The following is a 16915-nucleotide window of genomic DNA, read 5'->3' as shown; positions in this document are numbered from 1 at the left end:
TTAGACAGATTGTTTGTCCAAATATAGTTTCCGATAATCTGTTGGATTCATTCCGTTGAGTCCGACCTTTATCCGTTTCGAGCAAAACCATTCCAGATATTTTTCAAGTTCAGCCTTGAACTCTTCCTTGTTGACTTTTCTTCAATTTCGCTGTTTGATAACTGAAAGCGAAAATCCTCGTCAAATTTTTCAATATTATTCTTGACCTGTCGATTGAAAGCTTACAACGTCGTAACTGAAGTGCGATTTGAAACAGAAAAAGTCTATATTAACAAAACGCAGTATTTCGCAAACGTTCCTGAGTTAGCTTGGAATTTCTACATCGGCGGCTATCAACCCGCCCAAAAGTGGCTCAAGGATCGCAAAAATCGCACCCTGACCTACGACGATATCTCGCACTACCGCAAAATCATCGCCATCCTTATCGAAACCCACAAATTGATGCAAAAACTCGACGAAAAAACATAAAAACGCCTTGATCTAAGGCGAAAATAAACTTTTTTCTGTCAAAGGACAGATTTTGACATTCTGCGAGGGTATATTAATATAAAGCCGAAAGGAGTCCGAAAAATGATCCCCTTTTTCAAACATAAAGGAACTTTAGCTGCTTTAGATGAAGTTAAAAAAATAAAATTGTTGATATATCTAGGTTTCCCAAAGGTGTTGTTGAAGATTTAAAGGGATATGATAAAGCAGTATATTTCTTCTATGGTCACCATCCTTTCGTATTTGTAGATAATACAAAAGGTCAAAACAAAAGCGGTCAAGTACGCCAAAAAAATAAAACGCGCAAAAAGAAAAAATGCCTATAGAGACCATATACCATAGGAATGGCGAAATTCGCGAACTATGCCCCATTGAAAATGGAATGATCAATGGCGTTGTCAAGCGTTATTCTGAAAAAGGATTTCTTGCAAGTGAAATTCCTTATGTGGATGGTCTTATGAATGGCGTGAAAAAGCGCTACTTTCCTGATGGTACGATTAAGGCTGAAATTCCGTATACTGACGGATTGATTCATGGGTTGAAAAAGCGATATAACAAACATGGAATATTATTTGAATCTATTCAGTATGATCATGGCGAATATGTAAGAATATGCTATTTTGATTTCTTTTTTGCATCTGGGCTTACAGAATCGGAACGTTTAAATGAAATACAAAGGGAAAAAATCCATAAGGCTGCAAATTCTGTATTTTTGAACGAATCAGAATCTTATTTAGCTTTAGATGTAACATCTCAGTGCTTTAATCCTTCTAAAATTATAACAGACGATGTTCCGGAGCCAGAGGGAAAAGTTTTAGAAAGACCTAAGGAAAAAAGAATCGTCGATCCGAAAGTTGAAGCTTTTACACATCCCGTAGAAAATGGAAGATTCCTAAAAGAACGAATTGACCGTGGCGTTATTGTCGGTGATTCTAATTTCACGAGCGAAACTGTAACATCCTTTGAAATCACGTATTTCAAGGGGATAAATCAGGAAATGACTGCAACTACATCCAAACGTCCTATTAAAGAAAATCCAATCACTGTTTGGATTGAAAAAGGCGATGGGGTGGAATTCAAAACGCGCGTATGGATAAGGAACGGCAAGTGGTTTGGCTGCTTTATAACTTCTAAAAACATCAGTTGGGAATACTACATGTGGGTTCTGTTCCAAAAAATCAATATTTTGGAATGGAAATCTGATGGTGAAATAGACGCAAATCCCGGCGAGTATGGTTCAATTCGTATCTATACTCAGAAACTTGAAAAAAGTTTTTCTTGGACAAGTCAAAAGCCTGAAAATTGGGACGAATTTCTGACTTTCTTCAATCGGTTCTTCGGAAAAAATACCAGAACTTCTTTTGAAGAGGGCTTCTTCCTCGCAAAAGAACAAGAATCTTTTCTCGATAATGGCGGTACAATAAAGAATTTTTGTGGTGCTAAATATAATCTACAGAATCTTCAAAAGCCTGATGATATCTTCTATCCTAAAGACACTAAGCCTTGCAAGTGTCCTTGCTGCGGTGGAGATACGAATTATAGAGACTATCAGGATCTTTCAAAAAGATTTTGTTATAAGTGTTATAAAAAAGCGTGTGAAAATTTTCCATTACCCAAAGGCGTTGATTTGGCAGATGTCGTTTCATTTATTAAAATCGAATTTGCTACGGATCAACAGTTTTCAGAAAATACAACAGGATTTGTACTAACGATTTCAAAAAAGAAAGAGATTCTACTCAAGTATGCCAATCTAAAGCAGGGTAAATTAGAAAAGAAGTCTTATATAATAAGCAATGATGATTGGCGAGAATTCCTTGAAATTCTATTTAACAAAGCTTTTTGCCATGAGTGGGCTCAGGCGTACGAAAAACATTTATCTCACATGTATGATGGGCGTTGTGATAATTGTGGATTTCTTAAAGTATGTTTCAAAAATTTCCATTTAGGATACAGAAAAATATTGTCCCGTTGGTCAGGTAAAGAGCCGCCTTATTGGGCTATTGCTTTTGATGGCGTACAGAAACTTATTGAAAAGGTTACTTGTACACCGTAATATTGAAATTTATTTGTAGTTGTGCAAAACTATTGCAGATTGCCAAGTTGGTTTCATGTTTGGAAATTCGTCATCGTTATGGACAGTCTTCGCATGGTATGAAAGGTCTTTCTTTCTAATCGCAGGTAAAGAGCCTAATATTGGAATACTTCCATTATGACAGCGCAAACCGAATACATAATCATTTTCATTTTCTAGAATTCCAACAATTTTGAAACTATTAATCCGCTTGTAAATGATTTTGATAGCTTTGATCAAGTTCTCGGTCACGATGCGAGATTTTTTGTGATAACTAGCGTATATTTCGTAATTTGTTATTTCAATTTCTCCCTTTCCCTGATTCGATTGATAAAATTCTCTAAAAATTTCAGTAGGGACAGGCTCATTGTCTGTTACGGTTACAAAACAGTCATCGATCCTCTTATTTATCGAACTTTTCCTAGCATAAGAATATGCGATTACAAAAATGAAAACGCCTTTTTGCTGTTTTATATCCATATGGCTTTCATCCTGACTGTTAAGAAGAATCTTCTTTAAAATATATATTGTTGAAGTCAGATGATGACATTGAACGATTTCTTGCGATTAAAAGGATTAGCTTAATAATTCTTTGGACGGAATGATGTATATTTAGCTTGAGGTTGTTAAATGAAGCTTTATCATGGAAGTACAGAGATTGTCGAAAAGCCCGAAATTAGAATTTCGAGGTTCAACAAAGATTTTTACTTCGGTTTTTATTGCACGTCTATTGAACAGCAGGCTGTCCGTTGGGCGACTCGTTTCGGCTCGGGTTATATTAATGTTTATGAATATGTGGAAGACGCTAATCTAAAAATACTCCGCTTTGAAAAAATGACCGATGAATGGCTTGATTTTATTGTCGCTTGCAGAAGTGGTAAAGCCCATGATTATGATATCGTAGAAGGTCCGATGGCGGATGATACCATATTTAATTATGTACAAAGCTTTATTGATGGTCAAATAACTCGTGAAGCTTTTTGGGGATTGGCTAAATTTAAGTATCCAACTCATCAAATTTGCTTTAATACAGAGAAAGCTTTAGCTACATTAACCTATAATTCAGCGAAAGAAGTCCATGAATAGCAATACCTCCCTTTTTTACACTTGTAGTCTTGTCGAATTCATTGGACGCCAAACGCATAATGAACGTTCAGTGGTTGTAGAGTTGTTGGGAGCAGATCTCGATCGCATTTACAAGTATCAGGATGTTTTTCATTGCGAGCCGATTGAAAAAGTTGCGGACGATTTTATTCAAAGAGCGAAGATTCCTGTCGGGCGATTTGATAATGTTGGCTCTTGCAAATACAATGTTCCGAGTTATTGGGATATCGGTGATGTCTTTTCACGTCTTGTGGAAGATTGTTTCGCTGGCATGGATGATGTTGCCGGGATCCGAGCTGCATATCGCTCTTGGATTGCTCCGAAAATTTTGAATTTTAATTCCGATTTGTTCTATCAGTCTCGCGATTATATAGCGGAATGTTATAAGGCTGGCGAAATTCTGGCTGCGTAAAAAAGCCCGGGGCGTTGCGGGGCGCGGCGACTGAGCGCCCCGCTCGAAGGGGTAGCGGAAGCCGAAAGGAGATTCCCGGTCAAGCCGGGAATGACATTCGGCTGAAGCGAGGGGAAGACATTCCCCTCCTCCCCTATTTTCCAAGACTTTATTGGATCCTTCGTTTCACTCAGGATGACACAATCGGCGCATTGCGCCTACGCTCAGGATGACGCGATTAGCGCATTTCCCGCTACATTTCACTTCCTACTTCCTACTTCCTACTTCCTACTTTTCTACATTTGTGCCCACTATGGAAATGGAAACTCGTTATAATCCGAAAATTGTAGAAGACCGTTGGCACGACCAATGGAACAAGAATAATGATTTTGCCCCGAGCGGAAAGGGCAAACCGTTCTCCGTCGTCATTCCGCCTCCGAACGTTACGGGCGCTTTGCACCTCGGCCACGCTCTGAACGACACGCTGCAGGACATTCTCGTCCGCTATCGCCGTAAGACTGGTCGCGACACGCTCTGGATTCCGGGCACGGACCACGCCGGCATTGCCACGCAGGCTGTCGTCGAAAAGAGACTTTTCCAGGACGAACACAAGACACGCCACGACATTGGCCGCGACGCCCTCGTGGAACGCATTTGGAAGTGGAAGGACGAATACGAAGCCCGCATCACGAAGCAGCTCAAGAGCCTTGGCGTTAGCTGCGACTGGAGCCGTCAGCGCTTCACGCTCGACCCGGTTTGCGCAAAGGCTGTCCGCCACGCTTTCTTCAACCTTTTCAAGAAGGGCCTTATCTACCGCGGCAAACGTCTCGTGAACTGGGACACCAAGCTCCAGACGGCTGTGGCAGACGATGAAATTTATTACGAAACTGTGAAGGGTCACTTCTGGACGTTCAAGTATCCTCTCGCCGACGGTTCGGGATTCATCCCGGTTTCGACGACTCGTCCGGAAACGATCATGGGCGATACGGCTCTCGCTGTGCACCCCAACGACGAACGCTACAAGCAGTTCATCGGCAAGATGCTCAAGGTTCCGTTCGTGAACCGCGAAATTCCGGTGATTGCAGATGCCATCCTCGTGGATATGGAATTCGGTACGGGTTCCGTGAAGGTGACTCCGGCTCATGACCCGAACGACTATGCTACGGGACTGCGCCACAAGCTCCCGATGATCAACATCATGAACGACGACGGCAGCCTCAACGAGAACGCCGGTCCGTTCCAGGGTATGAAGGGTCAGGCCGCACGCGACGCCGTGGTGAAGGGTCTCGAAGATCTCGGCCTCCTCATCAAGGTCGAAGACCACGAAATGCAGGTGGGTCACTCCGACCGTTCCAAGACTGTGATTGAACCGTACTTGAGCGACCAGTGGTTCGTGAAGATGGACGTCCTCGCCGACAACGCTATGAAGGCTGTCACGAGCGGCGAAATCAAGATTATCCCGGAACGTTATGCCAACAAGTACCTCGACTGGCTCAAGGAAAAGCGCGACTGGTGCATCAGCCGTCAGCTCTGGTGGGGCCACCGCATTCCTATTTGGCACGCCGACGAAACGACGACCGAAGAGGACTTGAACAAGGCATTCGCAGGCCGTAACGACATTTACTACTACAAGGCACAGAACGGCATCTGGCTCATCTGCTCCGAAGAAGAAAACTTGAAGGAAGATGCTGTTGCCGGTCACAAGATTGTGCAGGAAGAAGACGTGCTCGACACGTGGTTCTCCAGTGGTCTCTGGCCGCACTCCACAATGGGCTGGCCGGAACAGACGGACACGCTCAAGAAGTACTACCCGACTTCCGTGCTTGTGACGAGCCGCGACATCATTACACTCTGGGTCGCCCGCATGGTGCTCTTCAGCCAGGAAAACATGGGCACGGTTCCGTTCCACACGGTCTATATCCACCCGAAGATTTTGGACGGCAATGGCATGACCATGAGCAAGTCCAAGGGCAATGGCGTGGATCCGATGGATATCGAAAAGAAGTACGGCACGGACGCTCTCCGCTTCGTGATGGCAAGCCTCTGCACCGACAACCAGGACGTTAGACTCCCGGTGAAGAAGGAAAAGCAGGAAGACGGCACCGTCATCAACACCAGCGAAAAGTTCGAAATTGGTCGTAATTTCTCGAACAAGCTCTGGAACGCTTGCCGCTTCTTGTTCCCGCACTTGGAACAGGCTGGCGCACTTTCCAAGGACATGCTCCCGATGGATTCTTCGATCTTTGCTCTCGAAGACCGCTGGATTCTCTCTCGCTTGAACTCCACCATCCAGGACGCAACGAAGATGCTCGAAGAGTTCCACTTTGCTGAACTCGCCGGCTTCCTCTACCGCTTTGTCTGGGACGATGTCTGCTCTAGCTACTTGGAAATCAAGAAGGCCGTGATCAACAGCGAAACGCTCACCGCCGAAAAGAAGAACGCTATGGCAATCCTCAGCCACGTGCTCCGCGGTGTGATTGACCTGTTGCATCCAGTGATGCCGTTCATCACGGAAGAACTGAACGCAACGCTCTTCCCGGGTTCTGAACGCGTGATCAACAGCGCATGGCCGAAGGCTGACACGAGCCTCATCGACGCCAAGATCGAAGCAGCTTTCAACCAGGCATTCGCCGTCGTCGAAAGCGTACGTGGCGTGCGCGGTCGCTACAACGTAAGCCCGGCTACCAAGCTCAAGGCTGTCGTGAGCGTCGATACCGCCGAAACCGAAGCAAGCGTGAAGGACTGCCAGGCTATCATCACCGAACTCGGTGGACTAGAATCGTTCTCTGTGGCCGTGAAGGCCGCAAAGCCAAAATTCAGCGCAAGCTCCGTGGTGCCGGGTGGCGAACTCTACATCCCGCTCGAAGGTATCCTTGACCCGGCCGCAGAAATCGCACGCCTCGAAAAGGAAATCGAAAAGGCCAAGGCATTCGCCGCTTCTATCGAACGCAAATTGTCGAATGAAAAGTTCGTGAACGGAGCTCCGGAAGCAGTCGTGAACGCCGAACGCACCAAGCTCGCAACGCAACAAGACATCATTGCCAAAAACGAAGCGGCATTGAAAGAGCTGAAGTAGTTCACGTCGCTGCGAGGTTCCGCAAGGAGCCGCGGCAATCCATTTTAAAAAAGGTGTTCCGTATGGAGCACCTTTTTTCATTTTGATTTTTCATTATCCGCCTCAACCATAGACTTTAAGTTTAATGAAGCAGATTATTTTCATACAACGATCATCTTCCCCCAAAAACAATATAATTTATGTATAGGTTGTTTTGGAGAGTTGCATGAGAAAGCTTTTCCCTCTTTACTTTTTGTTACTATCGCTCCCTACGATGCTTTTTGCCGACATCGTATATCAAGGGAAAAGAGTTGAATCTTGGCCCGAAGAGGCTCGGCCCAAATTCAATAATTCCAGCATTGACAAACCCAGTTTTCTTTTATCAAGAACGGACGCATCACAAACGAAAAGCCACTATGCCGCCCCCAAGGGTAAAATTTACAGTTTGACGTTGCTCGTCGATTTTTCGGACAAGCCAGCTCCCGTTACAGTGAGCGATATCGAAGAATGGCTGAACAAAGAAGGTTTTAATAGGGACGGTTGCAATGGTTCCGTGCGCGACTACTACCTCGACGTATCTAATGGACAGTTAGACTTGACAAACGAAGTTTTCGGTTGGTACCGCGCCAAGCATCCAAAATCCTGGTACGAAAGCCTGAAAGATTATACGGGATCAGACTCGCTCATGAAAGAAGTATTCGCGTATTTCGATCCGCAGGTTGATTTTTCGCGTTACGACAACGACAAGGACGGAACGACCGAGGCAATCAACATCGTGTATGCAGGTGCCGGAGAAACGTGGGGACAAGGGCTTTGGCCGCATTCCGGATGGTCCAACGAAAAACGTGACGGGGTCCGCCTCACGCACCATCAAATGACGGACATGCCGGGCAAGTTTTCCATTTACGTTTTTGTCCACGAAAGCGGGCACATGATTTTCGGCTGGCCGGACCTTTACTGGTACGGCGATTACTGCACCATGGGCAATCGAGCACACGACTTGAACCCGGTTGCCATCAATGACTTTTACCGTGCGGACCAAGGCTGGATTCCGTTCGTTGATGTGACGAGCAACGACGTAAGCCTCGAAATCACAAAGCCAAACGAAGTCTGCTACCGATACAAAAACCCGGCTAGGCCCGAAAAGGAAGGACTCGTATGGTCGTACGTGCGGAACAAGGGCCGCAACCAAGTGCTAAAAGGAAGCGGACTTTTGATGCAGCACTACGATTTTTCCATCGAAGGCAACACAGCCGAACGAGGACTCGGATTGAAAATCGTAAACGCCGACCATGCAGATATTTCGCACACCAACAAAAATGACCAATGGCCAAACCCCGGGAGCAAAGCATCCGCTTTTTTCAAAAGCGGAACCTATTCAGAATTTTCGGACGAGAAGTATCCTGCCATCACTTGGTACAACGGTTCCAAAACAGGACTCAAGATTACGGACATCGGAACACCCGGAGAAACGCTCACGTTTTGCATCGGCGGAAACTGCCCTGCACAAGAGTCTTCTAGTTCGTCAATCGCATCGCCAACCTCGTCTAGTTCAACAGAAATTTCGTCAAGTTCTTCGAGTGCGGCAGTTATATCAAGTTCGTCGAGTACGCCAAAACCCGAAAGCAGCAGTACTGTCGAAATGAAAATCGAAAAAATTGCGTTTGACGTAGCATTGCAATTAGACAACAACTACGGCTATGCGACTTTAGATTTGAATGGTGAAGACATCGCCAAAATCTTGGGCATAAGCCAAAGCGAAATCGCAGATAAAGTCAAATTCTACGGCGTAGAACCCGACGGCACACTCAACAGCCGCACCACCGGCGAAGGCACCGGCCACTGGTTCGATAAAGACGGCAAAATCGTCGCTTGGGACGTTAATGGCACGAGCATGATTTACTCCAACGTTGACCTTTCGACGATGACGACAAAAATCGGCCACATGCCGAACAAAGTCAAAGCGGGAGATTCATTCACCATACGACAAGCAATCGTTTACGAGAACAAGCAAGTCACTTTCGAGATTACGGTCACGATACAGGAACGGACGACAAGAATTTCAAACATCCGCAGTTCAAGACGTGGCACACCCGGCAATATGATTTTCAACGTGCTCGGCAAGCCCGTCGGAAAGCGTACAGAATCGGGCGACATGCCCGACCTGCCTAAAGGCGTTTACGTAGAATACGACTATTCTTTTTTCACACCATCCCCGTAGATGGTTTTCCAGTCGTTTTTCATGGACACGGGAATCCATCCGTACTTTTTGCTTGCGACGCGCATTTTTTTGTATTTCACTTCGTCGCCATATTCGCGTTCAAAATCATCGCAAAGCAGCATGAAGCCCATAGCCCTATACTTGTTGTTTGAAATTGTATAATTCAAGAGGCTCGCATCCGTGCCGCTGTTGCCAAAAGCAAGCACCGGCTGGTAGCCAATTTCACTTGCGAGAGTCGTTACCTTGTTCGTCTGCAAATTCTTGATAATGCTCTGCCCTGCAAGCACGAGATTGTCGCCGTTCTGGAATGTATAAGCAAGACCGTCTTCGCCTTTTTGGTTGCTCGTTACCACAACCACATCGGAACCGATAATTTGTTTGGGCGGAAGGCCGAGACCGTCAACAACGACAGGCCGCATCGTGTAGCGTTCCGTGCCGCTGCTCACATAAACCGTGAAGCCATTCGATGTCAAGAATTTCACCACTTCGACCATGGGTTTGTAATAAGCTTCGCCGCGTTTGAGGCCCGTAAAGCCCGGCTGCGGTTCTTGCATAAACGCACGGACGTACGCTTCGAATTCCGAAAGCGTCATGCCCTTGTAAGCCTCGGCCACCATGCGTTCGCGCTCTGCACTCAACCCCGGAAAAATTCCCTTTTCGCGGCCATCGCGTGCAGCCTTCAACTGCTTTTTCGAAGGCTTGTAAGTGGAATCGTCAAGAACGCGGTGTTCAAAAAGCATCCAGTCAAAATACGTCGGAGCGGTTTCGAGGAATAGCGTGCCATCCCAATCGAAAACAGCAATGCGACGTTCCACCGGAATAAAATCTGGCGAGGTCGAATCCGTTGTTGCACGAACAAACGCTTCAAGCGAATCTTTCGCAGGAGCGTGATCGTTCCAAAGAGAAAGAGATTCCTGAGGTCTCTCGGGAAGTACGGCTTGCTTGGATTGCTCGGCGAGAGTCGCGCCATCCCGAGATTCCGCCTGTCGGGATTCAGCTGAGACCGCCGCAGCCGCAGTCGAAACGGTCGCGGACTTTTGAACTTCTGTAGTCGCCGTCGGGAGTGCCGCAGACTTTACATCGTTTTTCGAGCAGTCTTCACAAGACGACTTATCGCAACAGCCCGCCAAGAACATCACCGCCACAGAACCAACAGCAAAAATTTTTGCAATCATACATTGCTCCCCTTTTTTCTGAAATTTATTCAGTGTTAAATATAGTGATAAAAAATAAGAATCGGCAATTACATTAAATTCCTTTCACTGCCCACAAAGGAACATTCACCATCCATTCCTGTTTGCGGAATAGAGACATAGACGTGCGAATCGCCGTAGATGGTTTGAATTTATCAACATAGAAACGAAGACTTTTGGCCTTCAAGTTTTCTTCTGCCTTAACTTCAACAGGAACAACATCACCCTTCTTCTGGATTAAGAAATCAACTTCATACGTCGATTTTTCAGAAGCATAATAGAAAGGTGTATAAGACGTTTCTGCAAGCAATTCCTGTAACACATACTGTTCTGTCAAGGCTCCCTTAAACTCGGTAAACACGCCATTTCCATTTAACACCGACGATATGTCCAATTCACTTTTAGCAGCAAGCAAGCCTACGTCAAGCATATAAATCTTGAAGAAATCCATTTCTGCATACGACTTCAATGGCATTCCCGGTTTAGAAACCATATTTACCTTATGCACAAGTCCACAATCTAAAAGCCACTGTATCGCAATCTCAAAATTCTTCGATCGAGCGCCTTTCTTAATTTTTCCAAAAAAGAACTTCCTATTTTCCTTTGCAAGTTGCAATGGGAGCGAATTCCAAACCATACGGATTCTCGGCAATTCCCTTGAATCCACGTGTTTACCAAAATCGCCCTCGTACTGATTCAAAATTGAATTCTGAATTTCACGGCAAACATCGTAATCATGTTTTTCACGGAAAGAATTTACAACTTCAGGCATTCCCCCGACAATATAATACTGCTTGAGACGTTCGCGATACAAATCAGCGAACTCATTCACCTCAGAATTTTCAGGATTACCTATATACGACGCAAGACGCTCGTCACCGAGTGCAATCAAAAACTCAGAAAAACTCATCGGGTGAAGCCACAGTTCATTCACTTTTCCAACCGGGAAAGATATTCCCTCATGGATCGCAACCCCCAAGAGCGAACCAGCAACTACAACTGCATATTCGGGACAGTCCTCAAAAAAATATTTCAGCGATTCAAGCACCTTCGGTGCTGACTGAATTTCATCAAAAATCAACAAAGTCTTTTCAGGAACGATCTTGACACGCAACTCAACTTCCAATGCATTCAAAATGCGACGGACATCGTAATCCGGCTCAAAAATTTTCGCAATCTTGGTGTTGTTGAAAAAACTGACATAGACACAGTCTTCAAAATACGTCTTGCCGAATTCCTTCATCGCCCAAGTTTTACCCGTCTGACGAGCCCCCCAAAGAACAAGAGGCTTCCTGTTTTTCGAATTCTTCCATTGGACCATTTTATCAATTATATACCTAAGCATGCTCTTAATATAGAATTTTTGTAAAGAACATGCATTTTTTCCGCGAAAAAAATGTTAAATCAACGCATTTTTTCTAAGATAAAGGCTTTTTATGATTTTTTTGTATGAGGGAATTCCCTCTCCTATAGAGCTTTTCTACTGAAAACTTTTGCTAAAAACAGAAAAAGTTTTCACTATACTGATAACTTTTTTCGACGCACTGGAGATAATCAAGGTGAGCCTACGGTTAATCCTTTAGACAACGAACTGAATATCCACTGAGCATGTTGGATTCAAACAGGATTGCATAGCCGAAGTCGTCCAAACGTATAGCAGACGCATCCGTTTTACCATTCTGTGTAGAACTCCAAAAGACCGCTATGTTGCCTTCATAATAGAAATTCCCACTGCCATACCTATAGCCAGCAGGCAACGCCGAGAACGAGAATGCATCCGTTCCATTACTGTCTTCATACCAATACCAACCAGATACGGACTTGAGAACCGTCCCCGCAGTCCATTTTACACCAATTATAGTGTCACCGACTGTATTGATAAGGATGTTCCATTCGGTGTCCGAAGGCAAGTGCCAGTCACTGGGACACACACCATTCCCCGATGGAATCGCTTCTATGTCGTTGTATCCGCCATCAACCATACCAATACCTACCGCAACGGCCCATATGTATAGGCGACCGTACTTAGAGCAATACTCAGCAGAATCATTGTAGCAGTAACTATATTCCGTTTTAAAGTTGAGGTTTTCAGCCATCCAAGTCTGAGTTCCAATGGTCACCGTTCGATATTTCTGGCCATCGCGAGAATCCGTAAAATAACCATCACTTATAGAATTTTTTTCTACAGATGCACTTGTAGAAGACGGATAAACTTCTACAGCATCGTCGCTTTCTACCCACTTTTTATTTTGGCAGATATAACCCTGATCCTGATCTTTCACATAGGCGGTCTTGCCTTCCCTTTTTTCTGCACAGGATGGCAACATTTCATAAGTCGCCACTTCCATATCAGCGGAACTGCTTTTTGCTGGGCTGGTTGCCGAATCGGAATCGCCACCGCAAGCGGACAATAAAAATAGAGCAGAAACACCAAGCAAGGCTAGACTTTTCATACATTCGATCCTAAAACTTTTTTCTCATTCCACAAAGAATTGTTTATTTTCATTCACTCTAAAAAGCTAGTTTTTTCTCACACATGCATGAGAGGATTTTTATAAACAATTTGATGCTTTCAGGGTGTTTTTGGCAGCTATTTTTCACTATCAATTAATTTTACCACGGCATCTTTTATTGAGCACACCTACTATCTTTTTCCATATCTGCAAAATTCTTCTTCTCTTCGCTTAGTTTTCAGCGATTCCAGCATTTTGCCCATTAAGGTTAGCGTCTGCTCATAGGAAAGAGACAGTACCTGCTCGGTAAATTCAGCAAATGCGACATCAGACATACTGCACCTCCAACTTCATCTCATGTAAAGATATTCTTTTACGCTCCAAAAGGCAAATGGACCGATTTTACCATTGGTCGATTTGCTGTTTTTGAATGCAAACGGGGTTTTAGGGGCAGAGCCCCTAGGCGAGAGGGTGATGGATGGTTCGACAGGCTCACCAACCTTGTAACTCACATTAGCCTGGAGAAACAGAAATCAGGGGGAGGCCTCCCCCACCTCATCAAAATCTATTGTTACAAAACTATTATAAACTTCTTAAAAACGGATTATTTGCAGTCCAATTGGATTGAACAGGAACATTTGAGGGGTTTAATAAATCTATCTTGTAGCTTGTAAAATTTTGCAGAGTAGCAGGATTTTCAATTAACCGTTAAATTAAAACACTATAATAATATGAGTCTTAAAATCGTTGTGCTTGCAAAGCAAGTACCTGATACACGAAACGTAGGCCCGGACGCTATGACGCCGCAGGGGACTATCAATCGTGCCGCATTGCCCGCGGTCTTCAACCCCGAAGACCTGAACGCCCTGGAGCAAGCCCTTCGTTTGAAGGACCAGTTCCCTGGTTCCACCATCTCCGTGTTGACCATGGGTCTCCCGAAGTCTGCCGAAGTCGTCCGCGAAGCTTTGTACCGCGGTGCTGACTGCGGTTACGTCGTGACGGACCGCCCGCTCGGTGGTGCTGACACGCTCGCTACGAGCTACACGCTCGCCCAGGCAGTGAAGAAGATCGGTGACTACGACATTATCCTCGGTGGCCGCCAGGCTATCGACGGCGATACCGCACAGGTCGGTCCGCAGATTGCTGAAAAGCTTGGACTTACTCAGGTCACTTACGCCGAAGAAATCTTGAAGCTCGACGAACAGGCACGCAAGGTCGTGATCCGCCGCCACATCGACGGTGGTGTCGAAACTGTGGAAGCACCGCTCCCGCTGGTCGTGACCGTGAACGGCAGTGCAGCTCCGTGCCGTCCGCGCAATGCAAAGCGCATCATGAAGTTCAAGAACGCTACTGCAGTTGCCGAACGCAAGCCGGAAGATGCAGACAAGTACGCAGCTCTCATCGCTAAGAAGCCCTACCTCGACATCCCGCAGTGGGGTGCAGCCGACATCGACGCCGACCCGGCCCAGATCGGTAAGGCAGGCTCGCCGACGAACGTGAAGGCCGTCAAGAACATCGTGTTCAAGGCCAAGGAAAGCCGCACGCTCTCCGCAAGCGACGCCGACATTGAAGGACTTATCAAGGAACTTTTAGACGGGAAGATTATTGGCTAACCTATGAATAACGTATTTGTATATTGCGAAATTGAGGGAACCACCGTCGTTGACGTTTCCCTTGAACTGCTTTCTAAGGGTCGCAAGTTGGCCAACACTCTCGGCGTTCAGCTCGAGTGCATTTGCGCCGGCAAGGGCCTTGATGGCATTGAAAAACAGGTTTTCCCTTACGGTGTGGACAAGGTTCATGTGTTCGACGCCGAAGGCCTGTTCCCCTACACCACCAACCCGCACGCCTCTCTCGTGGTGAACCTCTTCAAGGAAGAACAGCCGCAGATTTGCTTGCTCGGTGCAACGGTTATCGGCCGTGACCTCGGCCCGCGCATCTCTAGCGCCATGCACAGCGGCCTTACCGCTGACTGTACCGAACTCGAAATCGACAGCTTCGAAATGAGCATCGGTGGCGTGAAGAAGTTCTACGAAAACCAGCTCTGCCAGATCCGTCCGGCATTCGGCGGTAACATCGTCGCAACGATCGTGAACCCGGAACACCGCCCGCAGATGGCAACCGTCCGCGAAGGCGTGATGAAGAAGGAAATCGTGGACCCGAACTACAAGGGCGAAGTCATCAAGCACGACGTGGCCAAGTACGTTCCGGAAACGGAATACGTGGTCAAGGTGCTCGAACGCCACGTGGAAAAGGCCAAGCACAACCTCAAGGGCGCTCCGATCGTGGTCGCCGGTGGTTACGGCATGGGCTCCAAGGAAAACTTCGACATGCTGTTCGAACTGGCGAAGGAACTCCACGCTGAAGTCGGTGCTAGCCGCGCCGCTGTGGACGCAGGTTTCGTCGATCATGACCGTCAGATCGGTCAGACTGGCGTGACGGTCCGCCCGAAGGTCTATATCGCTTTCGGTATTTCCGGCCAGATCCAGCACCTCGCTGGCATGCAGGATTCAGGTATCATCATCTCCGTGAACTCCGACCCCGAAGCTCCGATCAACGCTATCGCTGATTACGTGATCAACGGCACCGTCGAAGAAGTTCTCCCGAAGATGATCAAGTATTACAAGGCAAACAACAAGTAAGCGCTATGGCAAATTTCTACACAGATCACCCCGAGATTAAATTCAACCTCGAAAGCAGCCCCTTGATGCAGCGCATTGTCGAGCTCAAGGAAAACGGCTTTGCTGACAAGGACAATTTCGACTATGCGCCGGAAGATTTTGCCGACGCTATGGACAACTACAACCGCGTGCTCGAAGTCGCTGGCGACATCACCGCAAACACGGTCTTCCCGAACTCCGAAGACGTGGATGCCGAAGGCCCGCACTGCGAAAACGGCCGCGTCCGCTACGCATCCAAGACCTATGAAAACCTCGAAGCCACCCGCAAGGCTGGCCTCAACGGTGTTACGATGCCGCGCCGCTTCGGCGGCCTCAACTTCCCGATTACCGCCTACACGGCCATCAACGAAATGATCGCCTCTGCAGACGCCGGTTTCGAGAACATTTGGTCCCTCCAGGACTGCATCGAGACGCTCTATGAATTCGGCGACGAAGACCAGCGTTCCCGTTTCATCCCGCGCATCTGCGCCGGCGAAACGATGTCCATGGACTTGACCGAACCGGATGCAGGTTCTGACTTGCAGCGCGTGATGCTCAAGGCCACCTACAGCGAAGCTGACAAGTGCTGGTACTTGAACGGCGTGAAGCGCTTCATCACGAACGGCGACTCCGACATTCACCTGGTGCTCGCCCGCTCCGAAGAAGGCACGCACGATGGCCGTGGTCTTTCCATGTTCATCTACGACAAGCGTGACGGTGGCGTTGACGTTCGCCGCATCGAAAACAAGCTCGGTATTCACGGAAGCCCGACTTGCGAACTTGTCTACAAGAACGCCAAGGCTGAACTCTGCGGCCGCCGCAAGTTCGGTCTCATCAAGTACGTGATGGCCCTCATGAACGGCGCCCGCCTCGGCATTGCCGCTCAGTCCGTGGGTATCAGCCAGATGGCTTACAACGAAGCTCTCGCCTACGCCAAGGACCGTAAGCAGTTCGGTCAGGCTATCGTGAACTTCCCGGCCGTCTACGAAATGATCTCGAACATCAAGGCTCGCCTCGATGCAGGCCGCGCCCTCTTGTACCAGACAGCTCGTTACGTCGATATCTACAAGTGCCTCGAAGACATCGAACGCACGCGCAAGCTCACCGACGACGAAAAGAAGGAACTCAAGCTTTACCAGAAGCTCGCTTCCGCTTGCACGCCGCTCGCCAAGGGCATGAACTCCGAATACGCAAACCAGAACAGCTACGACTGTATCCAGGTTCACGGCGGTTCGGGCTACATGCTTGAATACGCTTGCCAGCGTCTCTACCGCGACGCTC

General features: G+C 47.0%; 15 protein-coding genes and 1 pseudogene. 9 read left to right on the top strand and 7 right to left on the bottom strand.

The genetic code is table 11. The features are described from left to right. Positions 1 to 96 carry a hypothetical protein gene (locus IKG78_RS20385; RefSeq protein WP_366075243.1) on the bottom strand — a complete coding sequence of 32 codons (96 nt, stop codon included), beginning with the start codon at positions 94 to 96 and terminating at the stop codon, positions 1 to 3. Beyond that, on the bottom strand, positions 69 to 194 hold the full coding sequence (locus IKG78_RS10850; RefSeq protein WP_290943269.1) for a hypothetical protein: 126 nt from the start codon (positions 192 to 194) through the stop codon (positions 69 to 71). Before IKG78_RS10850 ends, IKG78_RS20385 begins: the two co-directional genes overlap by 28 nt. 31 nt (positions 195 to 225) lie before the next feature. Here IKG78_RS10850 and IKG78_RS10845 point away from each other — a divergent pair. Both IKG78_RS10845 and IKG78_RS10840 read left to right on the top strand, forming a co-directional pair. After that, positions 226 to 468 (top strand): annotated as a pseudogene (locus tag IKG78_RS10845) (type ISP restriction/modification enzyme); the annotation flags it as partial. A gap of 334 nt (positions 469 to 802) precedes the next feature. Beyond that, positions 803 to 2539, top strand: a complete 1737-nt coding sequence (locus IKG78_RS10840; RefSeq protein ID WP_290943264.1) for a hypothetical protein — start codon at positions 803 to 805, stop codon at positions 2537 to 2539. Between the two features lie 9 nt (positions 2540 to 2548). On the opposite strand, the gene IKG78_RS10835 is transcribed toward IKG78_RS10840, so the two are convergent. Beyond that, positions 2549 to 3037, bottom strand: a complete 489-nt coding sequence (locus IKG78_RS10835) for a hypothetical protein (RefSeq protein WP_290943262.1) — start codon at positions 3035 to 3037, stop codon at positions 2549 to 2551. 150 nt (positions 3038 to 3187) lie between these two features. Between IKG78_RS10835 and IKG78_RS10830 the strand changes: the two genes are divergently transcribed. The 4 genes from IKG78_RS10830 to IKG78_RS10815 all read left to right on the top strand — a co-directional run bounded on the left by IKG78_RS10830 (position 3188) and on the right by IKG78_RS10815 (position 9328). Then, positions 3188 to 3643, top strand: coding sequence for a DUF3990 domain-containing protein (locus tag IKG78_RS10830; protein ID WP_290943260.1), 456 nt, complete (start codon positions 3188 to 3190; stop codon positions 3641 to 3643). Then, positions 3636 to 4073 (top strand): hypothetical protein, encoded by a 438-nt coding sequence (locus IKG78_RS10825; protein ID WP_290943258.1) that lies wholly within the window; start codon positions 3636 to 3638, stop codon positions 4071 to 4073. Before IKG78_RS10830 ends, IKG78_RS10825 begins: the two co-directional genes overlap by 8 nt. A gap of 292 nt (positions 4074 to 4365) precedes the next feature. Beyond that, entirely contained in the window at positions 4366 to 7128 is a 2763-nt protein-coding gene (locus tag IKG78_RS10820) for a valine--tRNA ligase (RefSeq protein ID WP_290943255.1), read from the top strand. 205 nt (positions 7129 to 7333) lie between these two features. Next, a complete protein-coding gene (locus tag IKG78_RS10815; protein WP_290943253.1) occupies positions 7334 to 9328 on the top strand; it encodes a M6 family metalloprotease domain-containing protein in 1995 nt (664 codons plus the stop codon). Here IKG78_RS10815 and IKG78_RS10810 read toward each other — a convergent pair. The 4 genes from IKG78_RS10810 to IKG78_RS10795 all read right to left on the bottom strand — a co-directional run bounded on the left by IKG78_RS10810 (position 9301) and on the right by IKG78_RS10795 (position 13309). Beyond that, complete coding sequence (locus tag IKG78_RS10810) at positions 9301 to 10503, bottom strand: HAD family hydrolase (RefSeq protein WP_290943251.1); 1203 nt, start codon at positions 10501 to 10503, stop codon at positions 9301 to 9303. The genes IKG78_RS10815 and IKG78_RS10810 overlap by 28 nt on opposite strands. Before the next feature lie 73 nt (positions 10504 to 10576). Beyond that, positions 10577 to 11866 (bottom strand): AAA family ATPase, encoded by a 1290-nt coding sequence (locus tag IKG78_RS10805; RefSeq protein ID WP_290943249.1) that lies wholly within the window; start codon positions 11864 to 11866, stop codon positions 10577 to 10579. Positions 11867 to 12092: 226 nt separating this feature from the next. Next, positions 12093 to 12974, bottom strand: coding sequence for a fibrobacter succinogenes major paralogous domain-containing protein (locus IKG78_RS10800; protein ID WP_290943246.1), 882 nt, complete (start codon positions 12972 to 12974; stop codon positions 12093 to 12095). Positions 12975 to 13165: 191 nt separating this feature from the next. Further along, entirely contained in the window at positions 13166 to 13309 is a 144-nt protein-coding gene (locus IKG78_RS10795; RefSeq protein ID WP_290943243.1) for a hypothetical protein, read from the bottom strand. 396 nt (positions 13310 to 13705) lie between these two features. Here IKG78_RS10795 and IKG78_RS10790 point away from each other — a divergent pair, with 396 nt between their 5' ends. The 3 genes from IKG78_RS10790 to IKG78_RS10780 form a co-directional block, all read left to right on the top strand. Next, positions 13706 to 14587 (top strand): electron transfer flavoprotein subunit beta/FixA family protein, encoded by an 882-nt coding sequence (locus IKG78_RS10790; protein WP_014545688.1) that lies wholly within the window; start codon positions 13706 to 13708, stop codon positions 14585 to 14587. A 3-nt stretch (positions 14588 to 14590) separates the two neighbouring features. After that, positions 14591 to 15616: an electron transfer flavoprotein subunit alpha/FixB family protein gene (locus IKG78_RS10785; RefSeq protein ID WP_072827777.1), complete on the top strand. Its 1026-nt coding sequence runs from the start codon at positions 14591 to 14593 to the stop codon at positions 15614 to 15616. A gap of 5 nt (positions 15617 to 15621) precedes the next feature. Further along, positions 15622 to 16915 (top strand): acyl-CoA dehydrogenase family protein (locus tag IKG78_RS10780; protein ID WP_290943241.1); only part of this gene is annotated, 1294 nt, incomplete at its 3' end.

This window comes from Fibrobacter sp. (genome assembly GCF_017545445.1).
Classification (GTDB): Bacteria; Fibrobacterota; Fibrobacteria; order Fibrobacterales; family Fibrobacteraceae; genus Fibrobacter.
This window is presented reverse-complemented; position numbering and strand designations above follow the sequence as displayed.